Origin of the sequence: Acidovorax sp. JHL-9, assembly GCF_000426205.1 — a bacterium.
Taxonomy (GTDB): domain Bacteria; phylum Pseudomonadota; class Gammaproteobacteria; order Burkholderiales; family Burkholderiaceae_C; genus Acidovorax; species Acidovorax soli.
The window spans coordinates 111,460-131,481 of sequence record NZ_AUEX01000003.1 but is presented as its reverse complement, the minus strand read 5'-3'; the positions used below and the strand labels follow the sequence as shown (position 1 = coordinate 131,481).

Annotated in this window: 21 protein-coding genes; 12 read left to right on the top strand and 9 right to left on the bottom strand. The window is 66.2% G+C overall.

What is annotated here, in order from left to right; translation table 11 throughout:
• Window positions 1–122: 122 nt before the first annotated feature.
• A complete protein-coding gene (gene alaS / locus K225_RS0103505) occupies window positions 123–2,744 on the top strand; it encodes an alanine--tRNA ligase (protein WP_026435119.1) in 2,622 nt (873 codons plus the stop codon).
• A gap of 244 nt (window positions 2,745–2,988) precedes the next feature.
• Here alaS and trmB read toward each other — a convergent pair whose 3' ends face one another.
• The 4 genes from trmB to K225_RS0103485 form a co-directional block, all read right to left on the bottom strand.
• Complete coding sequence (gene trmB, locus K225_RS0103500; RefSeq protein ID WP_026435118.1) at window positions 2,989–3,747, bottom strand: tRNA (guanosine(46)-N7)-methyltransferase TrmB; 759 nt, start codon at window positions 3,745–3,747, stop codon at window positions 2,989–2,991.
• A complete protein-coding gene (gene gluQRS / locus K225_RS0103495) occupies window positions 3,744–4,742 on the bottom strand; it encodes a tRNA glutamyl-Q(34) synthetase GluQRS (RefSeq protein ID WP_026435117.1) in 999 nt (332 codons plus the stop codon). Before gluQRS ends, trmB begins: the two co-directional genes overlap by 4 nt.
• A complete protein-coding gene (locus K225_RS0103490; protein ID WP_026435116.1) occupies window positions 4,739–5,881 on the bottom strand; it encodes an NAD(P)/FAD-dependent oxidoreductase in 1,143 nt (380 codons plus the stop codon). Before K225_RS0103490 ends, gluQRS begins: the two co-directional genes overlap by 4 nt.
• A 75-nt stretch (window positions 5,882–5,956) precedes the next feature.
• Window positions 5,957–6,895 (bottom strand): LysR family transcriptional regulator, encoded by a 939-nt coding sequence (locus K225_RS0103485; RefSeq protein WP_026435115.1) that lies wholly within the window; start codon window positions 6,893–6,895, stop codon window positions 5,957–5,959.
• 103 nt (window positions 6,896–6,998) lie between these two features.
• Between K225_RS0103485 and K225_RS0103480 the strand changes: the two genes are divergently transcribed.
• The 5 genes from K225_RS0103480 (at window position 6,999) to K225_RS0103460 (ending at window position 10,158) form a co-directional block, all read left to right on the top strand.
• On the top strand, window positions 6,999–7,700 hold the full coding sequence (locus tag K225_RS0103480) for a pirin family protein (RefSeq protein WP_026435114.1): 702 nt from the start codon (window positions 6,999–7,001) through the stop codon (window positions 7,698–7,700).
• A 40-nt stretch (window positions 7,701–7,740) separates the two neighbouring features.
• A complete protein-coding gene (locus K225_RS0103475) occupies window positions 7,741–8,154 on the top strand; it encodes a DoxX family protein (protein WP_026435113.1) in 414 nt (137 codons plus the stop codon).
• Between the two features lie 90 nt (window positions 8,155–8,244).
• Window positions 8,245–8,799, top strand: coding sequence for a flavodoxin family protein (locus K225_RS0103470; RefSeq protein WP_026435112.1), 555 nt, complete (start codon window positions 8,245–8,247; stop codon window positions 8,797–8,799).
• 25 nt (window positions 8,800–8,824) lie between these two features.
• Window positions 8,825–9,232, top strand: a complete 408-nt coding sequence (locus K225_RS0103465) for an OsmC family protein (RefSeq protein WP_026435111.1) — start codon at window positions 8,825–8,827, stop codon at window positions 9,230–9,232.
• Window positions 9,229–10,158 carry a pirin family protein gene (locus K225_RS0103460; protein ID WP_026435110.1) on the top strand — a complete coding sequence of 310 codons (930 nt, stop codon included), beginning with the start codon at window positions 9,229–9,231 and terminating at the stop codon, window positions 10,156–10,158. Before K225_RS0103465 ends, K225_RS0103460 begins: the two co-directional genes overlap by 4 nt.
• Before the next feature lie 75 nt (window positions 10,159–10,233).
• Here the strand turns inward: K225_RS0103460 and K225_RS0103455 are convergent, their stop codons facing one another.
• From K225_RS0103455 to K225_RS0103450, 3 genes are read right to left on the bottom strand one after another with little or no spacing between them, the layout of a single operon-like run.
• Window positions 10,234–11,001 (bottom strand): sulfurtransferase, encoded by a 768-nt coding sequence (locus tag K225_RS0103455; RefSeq protein WP_026435109.1) that lies wholly within the window; start codon window positions 10,999–11,001, stop codon window positions 10,234–10,236.
• Between the two features lie 57 nt (window positions 11,002–11,058).
• Window positions 11,059–11,214 (bottom strand): hypothetical protein, encoded by a 156-nt coding sequence (locus tag K225_RS22100; RefSeq protein ID WP_155885217.1) that lies wholly within the window; start codon window positions 11,212–11,214, stop codon window positions 11,059–11,061.
• The gene (locus K225_RS0103450; protein WP_026435108.1) at window positions 11,211–12,887 is read right to left on the bottom strand and encodes a SulP family inorganic anion transporter; all 1,677 of its coding nucleotides are present in this window, start codon (window positions 12,885–12,887) and stop codon (window positions 11,211–11,213) included. The genes K225_RS22100 and K225_RS0103450 overlap by 4 nt, the downstream gene beginning before the upstream one ends.
• Before the next feature lie 155 nt (window positions 12,888–13,042).
• On the opposite strand from K225_RS0103450, the gene K225_RS0103445 reads away from it, so the two are divergent.
• The 4 genes from K225_RS0103445 (at window position 13,043) to K225_RS0103430 (ending at window position 16,045) form a co-directional block, all read left to right on the top strand.
• On the top strand, window positions 13,043–13,531 hold the full coding sequence (locus K225_RS0103445) for a BON domain-containing protein (protein WP_026435107.1): 489 nt from the start codon (window positions 13,043–13,045) through the stop codon (window positions 13,529–13,531).
• A gap of 81 nt (window positions 13,532–13,612) precedes the next feature.
• Window positions 13,613–14,860, top strand: a complete 1,248-nt coding sequence (locus tag K225_RS0103440) for a PLP-dependent transferase (protein WP_026435106.1) — start codon at window positions 13,613–13,615, stop codon at window positions 14,858–14,860.
• Between the two features lie 144 nt (window positions 14,861–15,004).
• Entirely contained in the window at window positions 15,005–15,802 is a 798-nt protein-coding gene (locus K225_RS0103435; protein ID WP_026435105.1) for a DUF2189 domain-containing protein, read from the top strand.
• Window positions 15,803–15,856: 54 nt separating this feature from the next.
• Window positions 15,857–16,045 (top strand): hypothetical protein, encoded by a 189-nt coding sequence (locus tag K225_RS0103430; RefSeq protein WP_026435104.1) that lies wholly within the window; start codon window positions 15,857–15,859, stop codon window positions 16,043–16,045.
• Between the two features lie 299 nt (window positions 16,046–16,344).
• Here K225_RS0103430 and K225_RS0103425 read toward each other — a convergent pair whose 3' ends face one another.
• Window positions 16,345–17,025: an arylesterase gene (locus K225_RS0103425; protein ID WP_202900014.1), complete on the bottom strand. Its 681-nt coding sequence runs from the start codon at window positions 17,023–17,025 to the stop codon at window positions 16,345–16,347.
• A 15-nt stretch (window positions 17,026–17,040) separates the two neighbouring features.
• On the opposite strand from K225_RS0103425, the gene K225_RS0103420 reads away from it, so the two are divergent.
• The gene (locus K225_RS0103420; RefSeq protein WP_026435102.1) at window positions 17,041–17,733 is read left to right on the top strand and encodes an ABC transporter ATP-binding protein; all 693 of its coding nucleotides are present in this window, start codon (window positions 17,041–17,043) and stop codon (window positions 17,731–17,733) included.
• Window positions 17,734–17,746: 13 nt separating this feature from the next.
• Here the strand turns inward: K225_RS0103420 and sstT are convergent, their stop codons facing one another.
• Complete coding sequence (gene sstT / locus K225_RS0103415) at window positions 17,747–18,973, bottom strand: serine/threonine transporter SstT (protein ID WP_026435101.1); 1,227 nt, start codon at window positions 18,971–18,973, stop codon at window positions 17,747–17,749.
• A 293-nt stretch (window positions 18,974–19,266) separates the two neighbouring features.
• On the opposite strand from sstT, the gene rlmB reads away from it, so the two are divergent.
• On the top strand, window positions 19,267–20,016 hold the full coding sequence (rlmB, locus tag K225_RS0103410) for a 23S rRNA (guanosine(2251)-2'-O)-methyltransferase RlmB (RefSeq protein WP_026435100.1): 750 nt from the start codon (window positions 19,267–19,269) through the stop codon (window positions 20,014–20,016).
• Window positions 20,017–20,022 lie beyond the last annotated feature (6 nt).

The window sequence follows — 20,022 nt, the reverse complement described above, 5'->3', positions numbered from 1 at the left end:
CGTGTTTCAGGGTGGGGGCTGGGCAGAAGGGGTGGGGATGGGCGTGCGTGAAACCCCCTAAAATCCCCTGTTCGCCTGCGGGCAGGCCTGCCGCAGCATCTCTGTTCGTGAAGAAAAAGCCCATGACCCCCACTTTCACCGTTGCCGACATCCGCAAGACCTTTCTGGACTTTTTTGCCTCCAAGGGCCACACCGTCGTGGCATCGAGCCCGCTGGTGCCCGGCAACGATCCCACGCTGATGTTCACCAACTCGGGCATGGTGCAGTTCAAGGACGTGTTTCTGGGCACCGACAAGCGCCCCTACAACCGGGCGGTGTCCGTGCAGGCCTGCCTGCGTGCGGGCGGCAAGCACAACGATCTGGAAAACGTGGGCTACACCGCGCGCCACCACACGTTTTTCGAGATGCTGGGCAACTGGAGCTTTGGCGACTATTTCAAGCGCGAGTCGCTCAAGTGGGCCTGGGAGCTGCTGACCGAGGTCTACAAGCTGCCCGCCGACCGCCTGCTGGCCACGGTGTACCAGGAGGACGACGAGGCCTACGACATCTGGACCAAGGAGATCGGCCTGCCGCCCGAGCGCGTGATCCGCATCGGCGACAACAAGGGCGGCCGCTACAAGAGCGACAACTTCTGGATGATGGCCGACACCGGCCCCTGCGGCCCGTGCAGCGAAATCTTCTACGACCACGGTGACCACATCCCCGGCGGCCCTCCGGGCAGCCCCGATGAAGATGGCGACCGCTTCATCGAGATCTGGAACAACGTGTTCATGCAGTTCAACATGGACGAGACCGGCGCCGTCACGCCGCTGCCCGCCCCCTGCGTGGACACCGGCATGGGCCTGGAGCGCCTGGCTGCCATCCTGCAGCATGTGCACAGCAACTACGAGATCGACCTGTTCGAGGCGCTCATCCAGGCCGCCGCGCGCGAGACGCACACCACCGACCTCCACAACAAGAGCCTGCGCGTGATCGCCGACCACATCCGCGCCACCGCGTTTCTGGTCAGCGACGGCGTGATCCCCAGCAACGAAGGCCGTGGCTACGTGCAGCGCCGCATCGTGCGCCGCGCCATCCGCCACGGCTACAAGCTGGGCCAGAAGACGCCGTTCTTCCACAAGCTGGTGGCCGATCTGGTGCGCGTGATGGGCGATGCCTACCCCAAGCTGCGTGCGCAGGAGCAGCGCATCACCGATGTGCTCAAGGCCGAGGAAGAGCGCTTTTTTGAAACGCTGGCCAATGGCATGGAAATCCTCGATGCAGCACTGGACGGCGGCGCCAAGGTGCTGCCCGGCGACGTGGCCTTCAAGCTGCACGACACCTACGGCTTCCCGCTCGACCTGACCAACGACGTGTGCCGCGAGCGCGATGTGGAAGTGGACGAGGCCGGCTTCAAGACGGCCATGGAAAAGCAGAAGGCCCAGGCCCGTGCCGCTGGCAAGTTCAAGATGGACAAGGCGCTGGAATACGCGGGTGCCGCCAACCAGTTCACGGGCTACGATCATCTGGCAGAGACTGCAAAAATCGTAGCTATCTACGTAGACGGAACAAGCGCTGCGGCCCTGAAAGCGGGTCAAAACGGCGTGGTGGTGCTGGACACCACCCCGTTCTACGCCGAAAGCGGCGGCCAGGTGGGCGACGAAGGCGTCATCACCAGCGGCTCGGCCCGCTTTGCGGTGGGCGACACCCTCAAGATCAAGGCCGACGTGTTTGGCCACCACGGCACGCTCGAAGAGGGCACGCTGAACGTGGGTGACACGGTGCAGGCGCAGGTCAACACCGCCGTGCGCGCGGCCACCATGCGCAACCACTCGGTCACGCACATCATGCACAAGGCCCTGCGTGAAGTGCTGGGCAGCCATGTGCAGCAAAAGGGCAGCCTGGTCAATGCCGAGCGCACCCGTTTCGACTTTGCCCACAACGCCGCAGTGACCGATGCCGAGATCCGCGAGATCGAGCGCCGCGTGAACGAGGAAATCCTGGCCAACCAGCCCACGCAGGCCCGTGTGATGGACATTGAGTCGGCCCAGAAGACCGGCGCCATGATGCTGTTTGGCGAGAAGTACGGCGAGACCGTGCGCGTGCTCGACATCGGCACCAGCCGCGAACTGTGCGGCGGCACCCATGTGCAGCGCACCGGCGACATCGGCCTGTTCAAGGTGGTGGGCGAGGGCGGCGTGGCCGCAGGCGTGCGCCGCATCGAGGCGGTGACGGGCGCGAATGCGCTGGCTTACCTGCAGGACTTGGAAGACACCGTGAACCAGGCCGCCAGCACCCTGAAGGCGCCCGTGGCCGAGCTCAATGGCCGCATCGGCCAGGCGCTTGACCATGCGCGTGCGCTCGAAAAAGAAGTGGCGATGCTGAAGGGCAAGCTCGCTTCCAGCCAGGGCGACGAGCTGGTGACGCAGGCTGTCGATGTGAAGGGCCTCAAGGTGCTGGCCGCAGCCCTGCAGGGTGCAGACGCCAAGACCTTGCGCGACACCATGGACAAGCTCAAGGACAAGCTCAAGACCGCCGCCATCGTGCTGGCCGTGGTGGATGGCGACAAGGTGCAGATCGCCGCTGGCGTGACGGCCGACAGCGTGGGCAAGGTCAAGGCCGGCGAGCTGGTGAACTTTGTCGCCCAGCAGGTGGGCGGCAAGGGCGGTGGCAAGCCCGACATGGCCATGGCCGGTGGCACCGATGCGGCCAGGCTGCCCGCAGCGCTGGCTTCGGTGCAGGACTGGGTCGCCCAGAAACTGTGATTGTCAGCGGCCGGGGCCGCTGACCCACACCGCAGGGTGGCCTGTATCCTGGTGCGCCCACGATCGGGTGCAGGGATTCCCACCGAGGCAACGTCCCCGAGCCGGGCTCCTGCCATCGCCCGGCACACCCCAGGCCGGGCGCGAGTGCCGCTTGCTGGTGTCGGTCCGTCCTCCTGAAGTCGGTGGCGCCAGAGCAGGGCCGGGGCGTTTGACTGGGGCTCGCGGTGCGGGTGGGGGCAGGTTCTCAGTGGCGTCGAACAAAGACCACGTCCCAGACGCCATGCCCCAGCCGCAGGCCGCGATTTTCGAACTTGGTCAGGGGGCGGTATTCGGGTTGCGGTGCAAAGCCCTGGGCGGTGTTGGCGAGCAGCGGCTCTGCGCCCAGTACCTGCAGCATCTGCTCGGCATAGGGTTGCCAGTCGGTGGCGCAGTGCAGGTAGCCGCCGGGCTTGAGGCGCGCGGCCAGCTTGGCAACCAGCGCTGCCTGGATCAGGCGGCGCTTGTTGTGCTTTTTCTTGTGCCAGGGATCGGGAAAGAAGATATGGATGCCGTCCAGGCACGCAGGTGCGAGCATGTGGTCGATCACCTCGACGGCATCGTGCTGCAGGATGCGGATGTTGGTCAGGCCCTGTTCGCCGATGCGCTTGAGCAGGGCGCCGACACCGGGCTCGTGCACTTCGCAGCACAGGAAATTGTCGTTCGGGCGCACGCGGGCGATATGGGCCGTGGCCTCGCCCATGCCAAAGCCGATTTCGAGCACCAGCGGGGCGCTGCGGCCAAAAGCGGCATCGGCGTCGAGCGGTGCCGCCGTGTAGGGCAGTACAAAGCGCGGCCCGAGGTCTTCAAAGGCCTTGGCCTGGCCCGTGGTGGTGCGGCCCGCACGGCGCACAAAGCTCTTGATGGTTTTGGGATAGGCCACACCGGCAGGCGGTGTGCCGGCGGTCGCATCGGCTGCAGTGGCTGCAGGGTGCGCGGGGGCTGGGGCAAGGGTGGGATCGGTCACGGTGGTCGATTGTAGTTTCGCGCCCAGGCGCTGACCCACATCTCCAGGGCCTGCGGCAGTGATTTTTGGTGCGACGGCGCCAGCGCCGGCAGGCCCAGCATCCGGGCGGCTTCGCCCAGGGCCTGCAAGGGGTCGCGAAGATCGAGCGCTGCAGCACCGTTTTGCTTGGAAAGCTTTTCGCCGTTGGCGCCGCAGACCAGCGGGGTGTGCAGGTAGCAGGGCGTGGCAACACCCAGCGCCTGCTGCAGCAGGATCTGGCGCGGCGTGTTGTCGGCCAGATCTTCGCCGCGCACCACGTGCGTGATGTGCTGGGCCGCATCGTCCACCACCACGGCCAGCTGGTAGGCCCACAGGCCGTCGGCGCGGCGCAGCACAAAGTCGCCGACCGCACTGGCCACCTGTTGTGACTGCGGGCCGAGGCGGCGGTCCGTCCAGTGCACCGTGTCATTGGCTATTGAAAATATCGCTGCTTGCGCCTTATCTACGGGTTCGAGCGGCTGATTTTTCAGGAAATCCGTGGCGTTGAAGCGCCAGGATCGCGCGGGCCGCCCGCGCAGGCCGTGGCGGCAGGTGCCGGGGTAGGGCAAGGCGGCATGGCGCGCGCGGCCATGGCCTTGCGCCGCGTGGGCGTCTTCGATGTCCTTGCGCGAGCAGGCACAGGGGTAGGCATGGCCTTGCACGATGAGCTGGTCCAGCGCCTGCTGGTACAGCGCGCCGCGGGCCGATTGCCACACCGGTGCTTCATCGGGCACCAGCCCGCAGGTGGCCAGCTGCTGCAGGATGAGCTCGGCAGCGCCAGGAATGCAGCGTGGTGTGTCCACGTCCTCGATGCGCACCAGCCAGCGCCCGCCTTGGCCGCCATTCCAGGCGCGCGCATCCAGCCAGCTGGCCAGCGCAGCCACCAAGGAGCCCGCATGCAGCGGGCCGGTGGGCGAGGGAGCAAAGCGGCCCTGGTAGGTGCTGGCCTGCCGCTGGGCCCCTTCGCCATTCGTCATGCCACGGCGAGTGCCAGCTCCAGACCGGACACAAAAGCATCTTCCAGGCGGTGGCCCAGGCACCAGTCGCCGCAGGCGCCCAGGGCCAGGCTGGCATCCCACAGGTGGCTCTGGCCCAGGGGCTGGGTGGTTTGCGCATAGCGCCAGCGGCGCGTGTCGGCATGGGTGGGTTGCGCACGGATGCCAGTCACCTCGGCAAACGCCTTGAGCAGCTTCGATTGCACGCGCTCCACATCGTCTTCGAGGTGTTCTGCCGACCAGGCCGGACTGGCTTGCACCGTCCAGCGCTCGATGGTGGTGCGGCCGGGTTTGGACGACTCGCGTGCCAGCCATGCAATGCGGTGGTGGGTGCTGCGCGCGGCGTTCCACTGCGGCCCCAGGGTGGTCAGGCCCGGGCGCACGGCCTGTGGGTAGGCGAGCATCAATGTCCAGCAGGGGGCGGTGTGCACACTGGAAAGGGCGGCCGTCAGAGGGGTGTCCAGAGATGAGGCCGCCAGCAGCGCCTGGGCGGGCGTGGCGGGCTGGGCCAGCAGCACCGCATCGAAGCCGGCGTAGACATGCTGTGCGCCGCCGGATCCTTCGGTACGCAGCTGCCAGTGGGTGTTGTTGAGGGGGTCGCGTTCGATGCTGCTCACGCGGGTGTCGGTAATGAGCTGGCCGGCCTGCAGCAGCGGGGCGGCCCAGGTGGTGACGAGGGCGTTCATGCCCGGACTGGCCACCCAGTGCGGTTCGCGGGTGGGCAGGCCCGCCGCTGCCACGCGGCCTGCCGCGTCGAGCACGCGCACGGCGTTGGCGCTCCAGGGGCGGCACAGGCCGGGCACGGTTTCGATCGCCTTGGCGAAGCGCGGGTCTCGCACGGTGAAATATTGCGCGCCCGCATCGAAGCTGCCGAACGGCGAATCGATGGTGGTGGTGCGCCCGCCGGCCCGGGGCGATTTTTCAAAAATGGTGACCTGGTGGCCCGCTTGCACCAGCGTGCGCGCGCAGGCCACGCCCGCCATGCCGGCGCCAATGATGGCGAAATGGCGCGGTGCCTTTGCTGCCTTCCCGGCCTTGCCGGATGGGCGTTGTGCGGGTGCTGATGCCTGGGTGCCGGGGCGTCGGGGCCGTTTGGCGGGGCGGGAAACAGGTGAAGTCATGGAAGGCCTTTCGGAGACGGTCGGCTACAGAAATATGACAAGGGCCACTCTACACGCCCGGCGCGGGGTCGGACATCAGAAATGGTGGTGGTTTTCCAGCAGGGCCCTGCGCGTGGTCGGGCTTTGCAGCTGGTTCAGCCACCACTGCAGCGCCCGTCCGGGCGCCGTGAAGCCAGGCCCACCCCATGCGTAGTGGATGCGCATGTTGCGCTCCGGGCGGGCCACGCGGCGTGCCACCAGGTGGCCGGCTTCCAGGTAGGGGCGCACCATGGGTTCGGGCAGAAAGCCGCCGCCCAGGCCGCGCAGCTGCGCCTGCACCTTGGCCTGCATGGTGTCCACCGTGAGCACGTCCTGCCCGCCCAGCAGGCCCATGGTGGCGCCACCGCGCCGCGCAGAGTCGGCCACGGCCACGGCGCGGTGCTGCAGCAAGGTGGCGTCGGTGATGGGTTCGGGCACCGAGGCCAGCGGGTGGTGGGGCGCCACCACGTAAGTGAACAAAAGCTCGCCCAGCAGCCCCTGCTGCAGGCCGGCCACGTTGGAGCCCTCGACCGAGACGCCGATGGCCAGGTCGGCATGGCCCGATGTCAGTGCTTCCAGGGTGCCGGTCATGATGCCGTCGCGCAGCTTCAGGTGCGTGGGCGGGGCCATGGCGTAGAACGCATCCACGAGCTCCAGCAGGGTGTGGGGCGAGACCACGCCGTCCACGGCAATCGTGAACTGGGGTTCCCAGCCCGTGGCCACGCGGCGCACGCGGTTGGCCACGGCATCGATCTCGCGCAGCAGCCGTGCGCCCTCGCGCAGCAGCTCGGCGCCGGCTTCGGTGGGCCGTGCCTGGCGGGCCGTGCGGTCAAAGAGCAGCACATCCAGGGCGTCCTCGATCTGGCGCACCCGGTAGGTCAGCGCGCTGGGGACCAGGCCCAGGTGCCGGGCCGCTGCAGCAAAGCTGCCAGTTTCCGAAATCACCTGTAGCATGGCGAGGCTGTCCGGCGTGAGAACGTCGTAGGAGTGGGGCATGGTGGAAATGTTAGTTCAGATATTTTGAACGATTCCGACAATCCTGCAGGCCCTGCGATGGCGGCCCGCCCAATACAGTGGAGTCTTGAAAGGAGCAATCACCATGCTGACTGTTCGTAAATCGCAAGACCGGGGCCACGCCGACCATGGCTGGCTCCATTCCTTCCACAGCTTCTCGTTTGCGGGTTACTACGATCCCCGCCATATGGGCTTTGGCAATCTGCGCGTCATCAATGAAGACCGCATTGCGCCCGGGACCGGCTTTGGTACCCACAGCCACCGCGACATGGAAATCATCAGCTATGTGCTGTCGGGCGAATTGGCCCACAAGGACAGCATGGGCAACGTGAAGGGCATCCCCCCGGGCGATGTCCAGCGCATGAGCGCCGGCACGGGCGTGACGCACAGCGAGTTCAACCATGCTGCCGGCCAGACCACGCATTTCCTGCAGATATGGATCCTGCCCAACGTGCGGGGCATTGCGCCCAGCTACGAGCAAAAGACTTTTGCCGACGCTGAAAAGCGGGGTGTGCTGCGGCTGGTGGCATCGCCCGACGGTGCGCAGGGCTCGGTGACCGTGCATGCCGATGCCGCGCTGTATGCCGGGCTGCTGGATGGCCCGGAGGCTGTCACCCAGCCCCTGAACCCGGCGCGCAAGACCTATGTGCACCTGGTGCGCGGTGCGCTGCGTGTCAATGGCCAGCCATTGGCCGGCGGCGATGCCGCGCTGCTTGAAAACGAGTCCTCCCTGGCGTTGACCGAAGGCCACGATGCCGAGGTGTTGGTGTTTGATCTGGCCGCTTGAGTTGTTTGAGTTTTTCCTTCATCTTTTTCAGGAGTCCACCATGCTTTCTTCTCTGCAAAATCCCCTGGCCCTTGTGTCTCGCCTGCTGTTCGCCGTGCTGTTTCTGCCGGCGGGCATTGGCAAGTTCACTGGCTTTGCCGGCACGGTGGGCTATATTTCTTCGGTGGGGCTGCCCATGCCCACCGTGGCGGCGGCCGTTGCCGCCGTGGTCGAGGTGGTGGGTAGCCTGGCGCTGATCGTGGGCTTTGGCACCCGGTTTGCCGCGCTGGTGCTGGCCTTCTTTACGCTGGTGGCCAGTTTCTTCTTTCATGCCTACTGGGCTGTGCCAGCCGACCAGCAGATGATCACGCAGCTGCTGTTCTTCAAGAACATCGCCGTGGTGGGTGGCTTGCTGGCGCTGACGGCATTTGGCGCTGGCGCCTGGAGCGTTGACGGTCAACGCTCCGGCCGTTGAACCGTTGAAAGATCCCGCTCCCGCTGCTCCCGCTGCTCTCGCTGCGGCGGGCGGGAGTGGCTGTTTGATTTTTTGCCTGAAAGTCGTTCCATGTCCCTGATTGCAGTGGTTTATCACTCGGGCTATGGCCACACCCAGCGCATGGCGCAGGCCGTAGCCGACGGCGCCGATGCCCAGCTCATCGCGATTGATGCCGACGGCAACCTGCCCGAGGACGGCTGGGACACCCTGCTGGCTGCACAGGCCATCATCCTGGGTTCGCCCACCTACATGGCGGGCCCCAGCTGGCAGTTCAAGAAGTTTGCCGATGCCTCGTCCAGGCCCTGGTACAACCAGGCATGGAAAGACAAGCTGTTCGCCGGCTTCACCAACAGCGCCAGCCCCAGTGGCGACAAGCAGATCACGCTGGACTATCTGTTCCACCTGGCCATGCAGCACGGTGGCCTGTGGGTGGGGGCGGGCACCCTGCCTTCCAACGCGAAAGCGGCCACGCGCAGCGATGTGAACTGGCTGGGGGCGTTCAGCGGAGCCATGGCGCAGTCGCCCTCCGATGCCTCTGCGGCCGAGATGTTTGCGGGCGACCTGGAAACCGGCCGGCTGCTGGGCCAGCGCGTGGCAGCGGTCGCGGCGCGGCTTGGTTCCTGATCCACTGAACCCCTTGGAGTACCCGATGACCATTGAACTCAGTCGCATTCAATCCACGCCCATGGCGCAGACACTCACCATCCGCAGCCACGCGCTGGTGGTGGATGGCACGGCAGAAGAGGGCGGCGACGACGCCGGCCCGAATCCGCACGACCTGTATGACGCGGCACTAGGTTCGTGCAAGGCACTCACGGTGCTCTGGTACGCGCGCCGCAAGGGCATCCCGGTGACCGACGTGCGCACGGTGATAGAGCGCGATGCCTCGGCCGAGCGCGCGGGCACCTACCGCCTTGCGGCCCGCATGCAGATCAGCGGCGAGCTCAGCGATGCCCAGCTGCAGGAGCTGCAGGCCGTGGCGCACAAATGTCCGGTGCACAAACTCATGACGGCTGTCACCACCGAAATCACCACCACCGTGGAGCGCATGGCATGAGCGGCGAGCACCTCCTGCGCCTGAAGGGGCACGACAAGGATCTGGGCGGTGGCTTCACCGTGCGCCGCCTGCTGCCTTCGCTGCAGCGCAGGGCCGTAGGGCCTTTTCTGTTCTTTGACCACTTTGGCCCCGTCACGGTGCACCCGCAGGACGAGTACGACGTGCGCCCGCATCCGCACATCGGCCTGGCCACCGTGACGTATCTGTTCGAGGGCGCAATGATGCACCGCGACAGCCTGGGTTCGCTGCAGCAGATCGAGCCCGGCGCCATCAACTGGATGACCTCGGGGCGTGGCATCGTGCATTCCGAGCGCCGCCCCGAGACCCTGGCCGGGCGCGACTACGTGAACCACGGCGTTCAGCTGTGGGCCGCGCTGCCGCGCGAGCACGAGGAGGTGGCGCCCGCCTTTGTGCACACGCCCGCCGAGGTCATTCCCGAGGTGCGTGTCGGCGACGCCGTGGTGCGTGTGCTGATCGGTACTGCTTTTGGGCAGACCTCCCCCGTGGCCACTTTCGCCCCCACGCTGTACCTGGACGTGCAATTGCCCGCCGGTGCCGCTCTGGACCTGCCTGCGCTGGCCCCCGAAATGGCGATCTACTGCGTGAATGCCGACCTGTTGCTCGACGGCGAGGCCGCGCCCCTGCCTGCGCTCACCCTGGGCGTGCTGCCCCAGGGGCAGGCCACCACGGTGCGCTGCCCGGCAGACGCCGTGACCAGCCCGCCGACCCATCCAGGTGCTGGTGCGCGTATCGTGGTCATCGGTGGCGCACCGCTGGACGGGCCACGCCACATGTGGTGGAACTTCGTCTCCAGCCGCAAGGAGCGCATCGTGCAGGCGGCGCAGGACTGGGAAGACCAGGCCATGGGCAAGGTGCCGGGCGAGGTGGAGTGGATTCCGCTGCCCGAGCGCCGTTTCAAGCCTTGATGCGGGGGGCAACCCATGCGCGAGAGAATTCTGGTGAAATAAGGCTTAAGTGCTTATGAGATAAGCGCTTTTTGCTCACTTCTCAATAGCGTTTTCAGGCGCGGTGCGCAAGGCGCCGGTGGACAGGTCGGCGGCCAGCGTACGGCGCTCGTCGAACACGAAACAGCCGCCGTGGTAATGCGCGCCATCCGTTTCCTCGAAATATTTCAGGATGCCGCCTTCGAGCTGGTACACGTGGGTGAGCCCCTCTTCGTGCATCAGGATGGCGGCCTTTTCGCAGCGGATGCCGCCCGTGCAAAAGCTCACCACCGTCTTGTCCGCCAGGTCACTCTTGTGGGCCCGCAGGGCCGGGGGGAACTCGGTGAACTTGTCGATGCGCCAGTCGATGGCGTTGTCGAATGTGCCTTCATCCACCTCGAAGGCATTGCGCGTGTCCAGCGTCAACACGGGGCGGCCCGTGTCGTCATGGCCCTGGTCCAGCCAGCGGCGCAGGGTGGCCGGCGTGACGGCAGGCGCCCGGCCCTCGGAGGGCTGGATCGCGGGGTGGTCCATGCGGATGATCTCGCGCTTGACCTTGACGAGCATCTTGCGAAACGGCACGGTGTCCGACCAGCTCTCCTTGGGGGAGAGGTCGGCAAAGCGCGGGTCGGTGCGCAGGGCATCGACAAAGCCGCGCACCGCCGCTGCCGGGCCCGCCAGAAACATGTTGATGCCTTCGTGGGCCAGCAAGATGGTGCCCTTGAGCGCAGCGGCCAGGGCGCGCTCGTGCAGAAGAGCGCGCAATGCCTCTGCATCCGGCAGGGGCACGAACTTGTAGCAGGAGATGTTCAGGACAGTATTCATGGCAGAAATTTCGTGATGGCACCTGGCCCGCATCCGGGCGCTGCGCCGGGGCCACTCTCAGGCCTTGGGTACCCGCAGCGTGGATTCGATCTTGTCGGCCAGCTGGGCAAGGGCCGGTGAAGCGGCACAGCCCGGTGTCCGCAGCAGCGCTTTTGCAGTGGGCGCTACGGAGGAGGTTGGGTTGCTGGATGAAGGGGGCAGCACGTCGCTCATTGCATAACCTTCAGTTGCTGTAGTGCATGCAGGGCCTCGGCGTCGGTGCGGTACATGGCCAGCCCCGCGCCGGGCGCCAGCACCCCTGCGCGGCGCAGCATCTGCTCCACCGGAAGCTTGAGGCCGCTCAGGTGCAGCGTGCCTGCGCGGGTGCGCATGGTGGCCAGCAGATTGGCGAAGGTTTCCACACCGGTCATGTCGATGCGGTTGATGGGCTGGGCCAGCAGGCAGACATGCACCACATCGGGGTGTGCAGCCAGGTGGTCCATCACCCGGCGTTCGAGTGCGCTGGCGGAGGCAAAGTCGAGTTCGGCATCCATGCGCAAGGCCAGCAGGTGCGGCGCCAGTGCCGGGAGCTGCCACAGGTGCCGGTCGCGCAGGCTGCCGTCGGGGTGCAGCCCCACTTCGATGATGCGCGGGTGCAGGCGCTGGTAGAGGAAATGGCTCAGGTTCATCAGCAGGCCCACCAGCACACCCCAGTACATGCGGGGGGCCGTGGCCAGCGTCAGGCCAAAAGTGATGCCGGAGATGACCGCCTCGACGCGGGAAATGCGCCACAGCCGCAGGAAGCTGGCGGGTTGGATCAGGCTGGTGACGGCTGTCACCACCACGGCTGCCAGCACCGATTGCGGCACATGGTAGAGCGCCGGGGTCAGCCACAGCAGCACCACCAGCACCAGCGCGATGGCAAACACGGTGGCCCAGCCGCTGCGGGCCCCGGCATACAGGTTGATGGCCGAGCGCGAGAACGAGGCGCTGGTGGCGAAACTACCGCACAGGCCACTGCTGATCTTGGCCAGACCTTGGCCGATCAGGTCCTGGTTCTCGTTCCAGCGCTCGCCCGAGCGCTGGCTGTCCACCTTGGCACTGGACGCCGTTTCCAGGAAGCTCACCAGCGTGACCACCAGCACCGGCATCACGAGGGCCGCAAAGCTGGACCAGGGCAGGGCGCCCGGCCAGTAAAGGCTGGGCAGGCCGGCAGGCAAGGCGCCCACCACTGCGCCGTCGGCCTCGGCGTAGCCCAGGACCCAGCTAAGGGCCCCGGCGGCCCCCAGCACCACGATCGCGGCCGGAAAGCCCGGACGCAGCCTGCGCGCCAGCATCAGCAGCACCAGGCTGCCCAGCCCGAAGGCAGCTGCGGTCAGGTCGAAGTGGCCCAGCGAGGGCGTCGTCCACAAGGCCCCCAGATCGGAGCGCAGACCTGTCAGCGCGCCGAGCTGAGACGACAGAATCAGCAGCGCCGCTGCCTGGGTGAAGCCGCTGAGCACCGGCGAGGTCACGAGGTTGAGCAGCCAGCCAAAGCGCGCCAGTCCCATCACCAGCTGCAGCAGGCCCGACAGAATCGCCATCCAGGCGGCCATGGCTACCCACTGCGCGCTGCCGGGCTCGGCCAGACCCGAGAGCGACGCGCCGATCAACAGGCTGGTGAGGGCCGTGGGCCCCACTCCCAGGCGCGTGGAGGCGCTGAACAGCACGGCCACCAGTGCCGGCACGAGGGAGGCATAGATGCCTGTTACCAGCGGCATGCCCGCCAGCGCGGCGTAGGCAACGCCCTGTGGCACCAGCATCAGGCCCACGGTCATGCCGGCCCAGAACTCCCCCCTGAGCAAGGCGCGGTCAGGGCGCGGCCAGGCCAGAAAAGGCAGCCAACGGGACAAAGGGTGAAGCGACATCCCCACTATTGTCGCCGTTGTGCGGGCTCGGCGCCTTGTGCGCCGCGCTGCGGGAGAGGGTGGCTGGCGATGTTGTCCTACAGTCCATTCGGCGCTTTCCGACCCTGGTGGGTGTGTGACTTGCCTACATTCACACCATCTTTAAGGAGTCGCACATGAATATCCGCCAATTTCCGCACAGCAACCCGCAACGCATCTGGACCCTTCTCGGTGCCAGTGCCCTGGCGTTTGGGCTGGCTGCCTGCAGCAAGCAGGAGGAACCCACCGTGGGACAAAAACTCGATTCCGCTGTCCAGAAAACCGAACAGGCAGCCGCAGAGGCGCAGACAAAGGCAGAAAGCGCACTCAAGAACGCGGAAACCAAGGTGGAGGAAGGCGCCGCCACGGTGCAGTCGGGCGCCCAGGAAATGGGCAGCGCCGCCATGGGTGCCGTGGATGACGCCACCATCACGGTGCAGGTGTCTGCCGGCCTGGCCAAGGACCCCGACCTGAGTGCATTCAAGATCGATGTGGACACCCGTGCCGGTGCCGTCACGCTCACAGGCCCCGCACCCAATGCAAGCGCCCGCGAGCGTGCTGAAACCATCACCAAAGGCGTCAAGGGTGTGCTATCGGTGACCAACAACCTCAAGGTCGCCAGCTGACATCCGGCATCCTGGGGGCGCCGCCGGGGATGCGCTTTGGCGCGGACGTTTGGCAGTCGGACGGTGTTGTCGCGCGCTACCATGCCAGGCATGAATGAAGATTCCGCTTTCGGCCCCGCCACCCGCATCGTCCACCATGCCTACACACCTCCCGCCGGGTTTGTTGCACCCCAGCCTGGCGTTTTCAAGGCCTCCACCGTCATTTTTCCCAATGTGGCGGCGATGCGGTCGCGCGAATGGAAAGACAAGAGCGGCTACACCTATGGCCTGCACGGCACGCCCACCACCTTCATCCTGGAAGAGCGCCTGTGCGCGCTGGAGGGCGGGCGGCAGTGCGTGCTGGTTCCCAGCGGCCTGGCGGCGATTGCCAACGTGGCGCTGGCCTTGCTCCGCCCCGGGGATGAAGTCCTGATTCCAGACAACGCCTACGGCCCCAGCAAGGATCTGGCCAACGGGGAGCTGGCCCGTTTCGGCATTCGCCACGTACTGTATGACCCCCTCGATCCTGCGGATCTGGCCGCGCGCATCACTTCGGCAACCCGGCTGGTGTGGCTGGAAGCACCCGGGTCGGTGACCATGGAGTTTCCCGATCTTTGCGAACAGGTGCGTATCTGCCGTGCCCGGGGGGTGATGTCGGCACTCGACAACACCTGGGGCGCCGGCCTGGCATTTGCGCCCTTCGATCTGGGCGGGGATGGCAGCGGCAACCTGGCGGTCGATGTATCGGTCCATGCGCTCACCAAATACCCCAGCGGCGGTGGCGATGTGCTGATGGGCAGTGTCATCACGCGCGACCTGGCCCTGCACATGAAAATCAAGCTCACCCACATGCGACTGGGCCTGGGCATTGCCGCCAACGACGCCGAAGCCGTGCTGCGCGCCTTGCCCAGCATCGGTTTGCGCTACCGCGCGCACGATGCGGCGGCACGCCAGCTGGCGCTGTGGATGCAGCAGCAGAGCGCTGTGGCCCAGGTGCTGCACCCGGCACTGCCCGGCGCGCCGGGACATGCCCACTGGCGGGCCCTGTGCGGCGCTGCCAACCATGGCGACGGCGCTGCGGCTGGCTTGTTCAGCGTGATGATCGATGCGCGCTACAGCCAGGCCCAGGTCGATGCGTTCTGCGACGGCCTGCGCCTGTTCAAGCTGGGCTACAGCTGGGGCGGCCCCATGAGCCTGGTGGTGCCCTACCAGCTGGCGTCCATGCGCCGCCGCCCTGTGCCGCACCTGCTGCCTGGCACGCTGGTGCGCTTTTCTGTGGGGCTGGAAGATGTGGCAGATCTCCGCCAGGATTTGCAGCAGGCCATGGCCCGGGCTTTCGGCGCGGTCTGATGGCCTGATGGCACGGTGGCGGCGCTGGGGTGGTAGTTTCCTCAGTGGCGCATGGCGGGCAGGTGGCTTAGGGTGTTGACATATATCAACGGGCGTTGCGCCCACCGACCCAGCCCGTCTCCGCAACTTGTTGCCATTACCGCCATGTCCGCACCTCCCGCCGCCCAAGTTTCACCTGCCACAGCCGTGGCGATCACGCTCCATCCGCTGCGCCTTGCCGATCCCTTCCACTGGTTGCGCAAGGGCATCCAGGATGTGGTGGCCGCGCCGGGCATTGCCCTTTTTTATGGCGCGTGCTTCTGGGGCATGGCGCTGGTGCTGGGCTGGGTGTTTCGCACGCGGCCCGAATACACCATGTCGCTGGCCAGCGGGTGCCTGCTGCTGGGGCCGTTTCTGGCGATGGGCCTGTATGACACCAGCCGGCGCCGCGAGGCGGGCCAATCGCCCGATCTGGGGCAATCCATCACCTGCTGGGACAGTCACATGGGCAGCATGGGCATGCTGGTGCTGGTGCTGGTGGTGCTGGAGCTGCTGTGGGGCCGCGCCTCACTGGTGGTGTTTGCCGTTTTCTTCAACACCGGCATGCCGTCCACCACCGGGGTGATGGCGGCCATTTTCAACCCCCAGAACTGGGGCTTTGTCGGCGTCTATCTGGCGGTGGGCGGTGCCTTTGCTGCGCTCGTTTTCTCGACGTCGGTGGTTTCCATTCCGATGATCCTGGACCGTGACACCGATGCGCTGACCGCGGGCATCACCAGCATGCGGGTGGTGCTGGAGAACGCCGCCGTCATGCTGCTGTGGGGGCTGTTGATCACGCTGATCGTGGCCGTGTCGCTGTGGTTGTGGGGCGCCGGCCTGCTGCTCGCTGGCCCGGTGCTGGGCCATGCCAGCTGGCATGCCTACCGCGCGGCGGTGTCTTCTGTGCCACGCGTGGCGGTTTGAGGCGCCCTGAGGGCAAACTGTTAAAGTGGACTCCTACTTCAGGAAGCAAATACCTTGGCAACACCCAACTACGGATACGAAAAGCGCCAGCGCGAGCTCGCCAAAAAGCAAAAAAAGGAAGACAAGCTCAAAGCCAAAAACCAGCGCAGGCCCGATGAGCCGCAACACGAACAGCCGGGCGGTGGGGCTGCAGCGTTGGCATCGCCCGCGCCCGCCGAACCGTCGGAGCCTGCCGGCCATTGATTTTTTCCACGGCTCTTAGAGCCTGTTGACGATCTCCCAGGGGTCGCGCAGCGGTCTTTGCGCGATGGGATGCAAGGCGCGGTGCGCAGTGGATAGCCCGGCTATCCACCAGCGCCGCAACGCCGCAGACCGCCCGCAAGGACCGCTGCCCCAAGGGTTGGAGCACAATCGGGCCGATGTACTTGGAGTGTTGGCGCCCCGGCTGCTTTCATGGGCACCAGCCCATGCGGCGCATCCGAAGCATCCACTCATCCCGATGGCGCTCCAACGCGATCCCCTGCGAGATCGTCAACAGGCTCTTAACGCAAGAGCTTCTGGAGTTCCGGCCACACGTTGGCCAGCATCTGTGGATGCGCCTCGGCGCGTGGGTGGATGCGGTCTGGCTGGAACAGCCGGGTAGGGTCGGGCCCATCGGCCACGCCCTTGAGGAAAAACGGCACCACACCCGCCTTGTGCGCCTTGGCTACCGCCGCAAAGGTGGACGCAAAACGGTTGGCGTAGTCGGTGCCGTAGTTGGGTGGCACCTGCATTCCCACCAGCAGTACCCTGGCTCCCGATTGCTGCGCTGTCTGCACCATCCACGACAGGTTTTCCTCGGTATTTTTCAGTGGCAGGCCCCGCAGGGCGTCATTGCCGCCGAGCTCGATCACCACCTGGCTGGGCTGGTGCTGTGCCAGCAGCGCCGCCAGGCGCGAACGCCCGCCGGAGGTGGTTTCTCCACTGACGCTGGCATTCACCACGGTGGCTGCGATCTTTTCCTGCGCCAGGCGCTTTTCCAGCAAAGCCACCCAGCCGGTGCCGTGCGCCAGACCGTATTCGGCGCTGAGCGAGTCACCGAGCACCAGGATGACCTTGGGCCGCGCCGAGGCCGCCTGTACCTTGCCGCCCGGCTGTGCCACGGCCACGGGGGTGCAAAGGCCCGCCAGTGCGCCGGCTGCTGCTGTCAGGATAAAGTGGCGTCGATGCAGATCGCAAATCACAATAAAAAGCCTTTCATGTCCGAAACCTCCCCCACGCCAGCCACACCCATTATTGCGGTCGAGCATGTATTCAAGTCGGTGACCGACTCCACCGGCACGCTGGACATTCTGCGGGATATCGATTTCCGCCTGGCGCCTGGGGAAACCGTGGCGATTGTCGGTGCGTCAGGCTCGGGCAAAAGCACCCTGCTGTCGATCATTGCGGGCCTTGACACCCCCACGCGCGGCACCGTGCGGCTCGATGGCCAGGATCTGTTTGCGCTGAGCGAAGACGGCCGCGCCGCGCTGCGGGCGCAAAAGGTGGGCTTCGTTTTCCAGAGTTTCCAGCTCATGGGCAACCTCACGGCGCTGGAAAACGTCATGCTGCCACTCGAACTGGCCAATCGCAGTGATGCCCGCGCGGCCGCCACCGAGATGCTCAGGCATGTCGGGCTGGGGCAGCGCCTGGGGCATTACCCCAAAGTGCTCAGCGGGGGGGAGCAACAGCGCGTGGCGCTGGCACGCGCTTTTGTGATGCGGCCGGCCGTGTTGCTGGCCGACGAGCCCACCGGAAGCCTCGATTTCGCCACCGGCGAGACCATCATGCAGCTGATGTTTGACCTCAACCGCGAGCAAGGCACCACGCTGGTGCTGGTCACGCACGATCGTGCCATTGCCCAGCGCTGCGAGCGCCTCATCAGCATCGAGGCCGGCCAGGTCAGTCCCTGAGCCCGCCGACGCTTCAGGGGGCCGGGTGTTTGCGTGCTGGATCCGCCCAGCGGCAGGCCACGGCCGTGAACAGCACATCGGTGGATGAATTGAGTGCCGTCTCGGCCGAGTCCTGCAGGATGCCGATGATGAAACCGATCGCCACGACCTGCATAGCCACATCGTTGCTGATCCCGAACAGGCTGCATGCCAGCGGAATCAGCAGCAGCGAGCCGCCGGCCACGCCCGAGGCGCCACAGGCGGAAACGGCGGCCACCACGCACAGCAGCAGGGCCGTTGGCGCGTCCACCGCAATGCCCAGGGTGTGCGCTGCCGCCAGCGACAGCACGCTGATGGTGATGGCCGCACCGGCCATGTTGATGGTGGCGCCCAGTGGAATGGCGATGCTGTAGGTGTCTTCGTTCAGGTTCAGGCGTTTGGCCAGCGCGAGGTTGATGGGAATGTTGGCCGCCGAGCTGCGCGTGAAGAACGCCGTCACGCCGCTCTCGCGCAGGCAGGTGAATACCAGCGGATAGGGATTGACGCGCAGCGCCAGAAAGACGATGAGCGGATTGACCGCCAGGGCCACAAACACCATGCAGCCCAGCAACACGCCCAGCAGGTGCGCATAGCCCCATAGCGCCTGTGTGCCGGCTTCCGCGAAGGTACTGGCCACCAGGCCCAGAATGCCCAGGGGCGCAAAGCGGATCACGACCTGGATGATGACGGAAACGCTGGCCGCCAAGTCGTGCATGACGGCGCGCGTGCCCGCGCTGGCGTGGCGCATGGCCAGGCCAAGGCCCACCGCCCAGGCGAGGATACCGATGTAGTTGGCATTCATCAGAGCCCGCACGGGGTTGTCCACCACGTTCATGAGCAGCGCCAGCAGCACATCCTGGATGTTCGTTGGGCCATTGGCTGCATTCGCAGGCGCCTGCAGCGCCAGGGTGGACGGAAACCACAGGCTGGCCGTGACGCCCACGATGGACGCCGCCAGCGTGCCCACCAGGTACAAAAACAGCACCGGTCGCATGTGGGTGGCTTCGCCGGGCTGGTGGTTGCTGATGGCGGAAATCACCAAAATGAACACCAGCACGGGGGCGACGGCCTTGAGGGCAGAAATGAACAGCGTGCCCAGAATGGCCACCTTGGGCGTGGCGGCCGGAAAGAACACAGCCAGAGCAATGCCTGCAAACAGGGCCATCACAATCTGCGTGACCAGGCTTGTGCGCTGTACCCAGCGAAGCGGGTGAAGAATCATGGTGTTGAGCAAAGGTAAAACAGGCCAGTGGGTGCGGCAAAAAATGCAAAAAACAGCTGCCGTCCCCAATCGAAAGGGCTGGCGTGATGCCAGCCCGCAAAGCCACACCGGCACACAGGAATCGGCGCAAAAGATAGCAACGTCGCCTGCGGATCGAGCAATGGAAAGGCGCGATTTTAGGCGCTTCAGGGCAAACCCTTGGCGCAAGACCTTCGCGCGCACGATGCCGTGGTTTGGCCAGCGACCGGGTGCACGCCAACCTGTGGGCCTGGCAATGCCCGGATAATCCCCCCATGTCCAGCCCCAAAGTTCTCTTCGGCTTTCACGCCGTGGGCGTGCGTCTGAAGACCGCGCCGCAATCCATCATCGAGATTTACTACGAAGCCACGCGGCGCGACGCCCGCATGCGCCAGTTTCTCGACCGCGCCCGCGAGGCCGGTGCGCGCCTGATCGAGGCCGACAGCGTGCGCATTGCCAAGCTGGCCGGCAGCCACGGCCACCAGGGCGTGGCCGCGCGGGTGGAGCCTGTGGCCCAGGTCACCTCGCTCGACGAACTGCTCGAAAACCTCGAAGCCGCCGGCATCGAGCAGCCCCTGCTGCTGGTGCTCGACGGCGTGACCGACCCGCACAACCTGGGCGCCTGCCTGCGCGTGGCGGACGGTGCGGGTGCCCACGCCGTCATCGCCCCCAAGGACCACGCCGTGGGCATCAATGCCACCGTGGCCAAGGTGGCCAGCGGTGCGGCCGAGACCATGCCGTACTTCATGGTCACCAATCTCTCGCGCACCCTCCATGAGCTCAAGGAGCGCAACATCTGGTGCATCGGCACCAGCGACGACGCCCCCAAAACCGTGTACCAGGTCGATCTGAAAGGCCCGGTGGCCCTGGTGCTGGGCGCCGAGGGCGACGGCATGCGCCAGCTCACGCGCAAGACCTGCGACGAACTCGTCAGCATCCCCATGAAGGGCGCGGTGGAGAGCCTCAACGTGTCGGTGGCCAGCGGCGTGTGCCTGTACGAAGCGCTGCGGCAGCGCGGCGGCTAGCAAGCC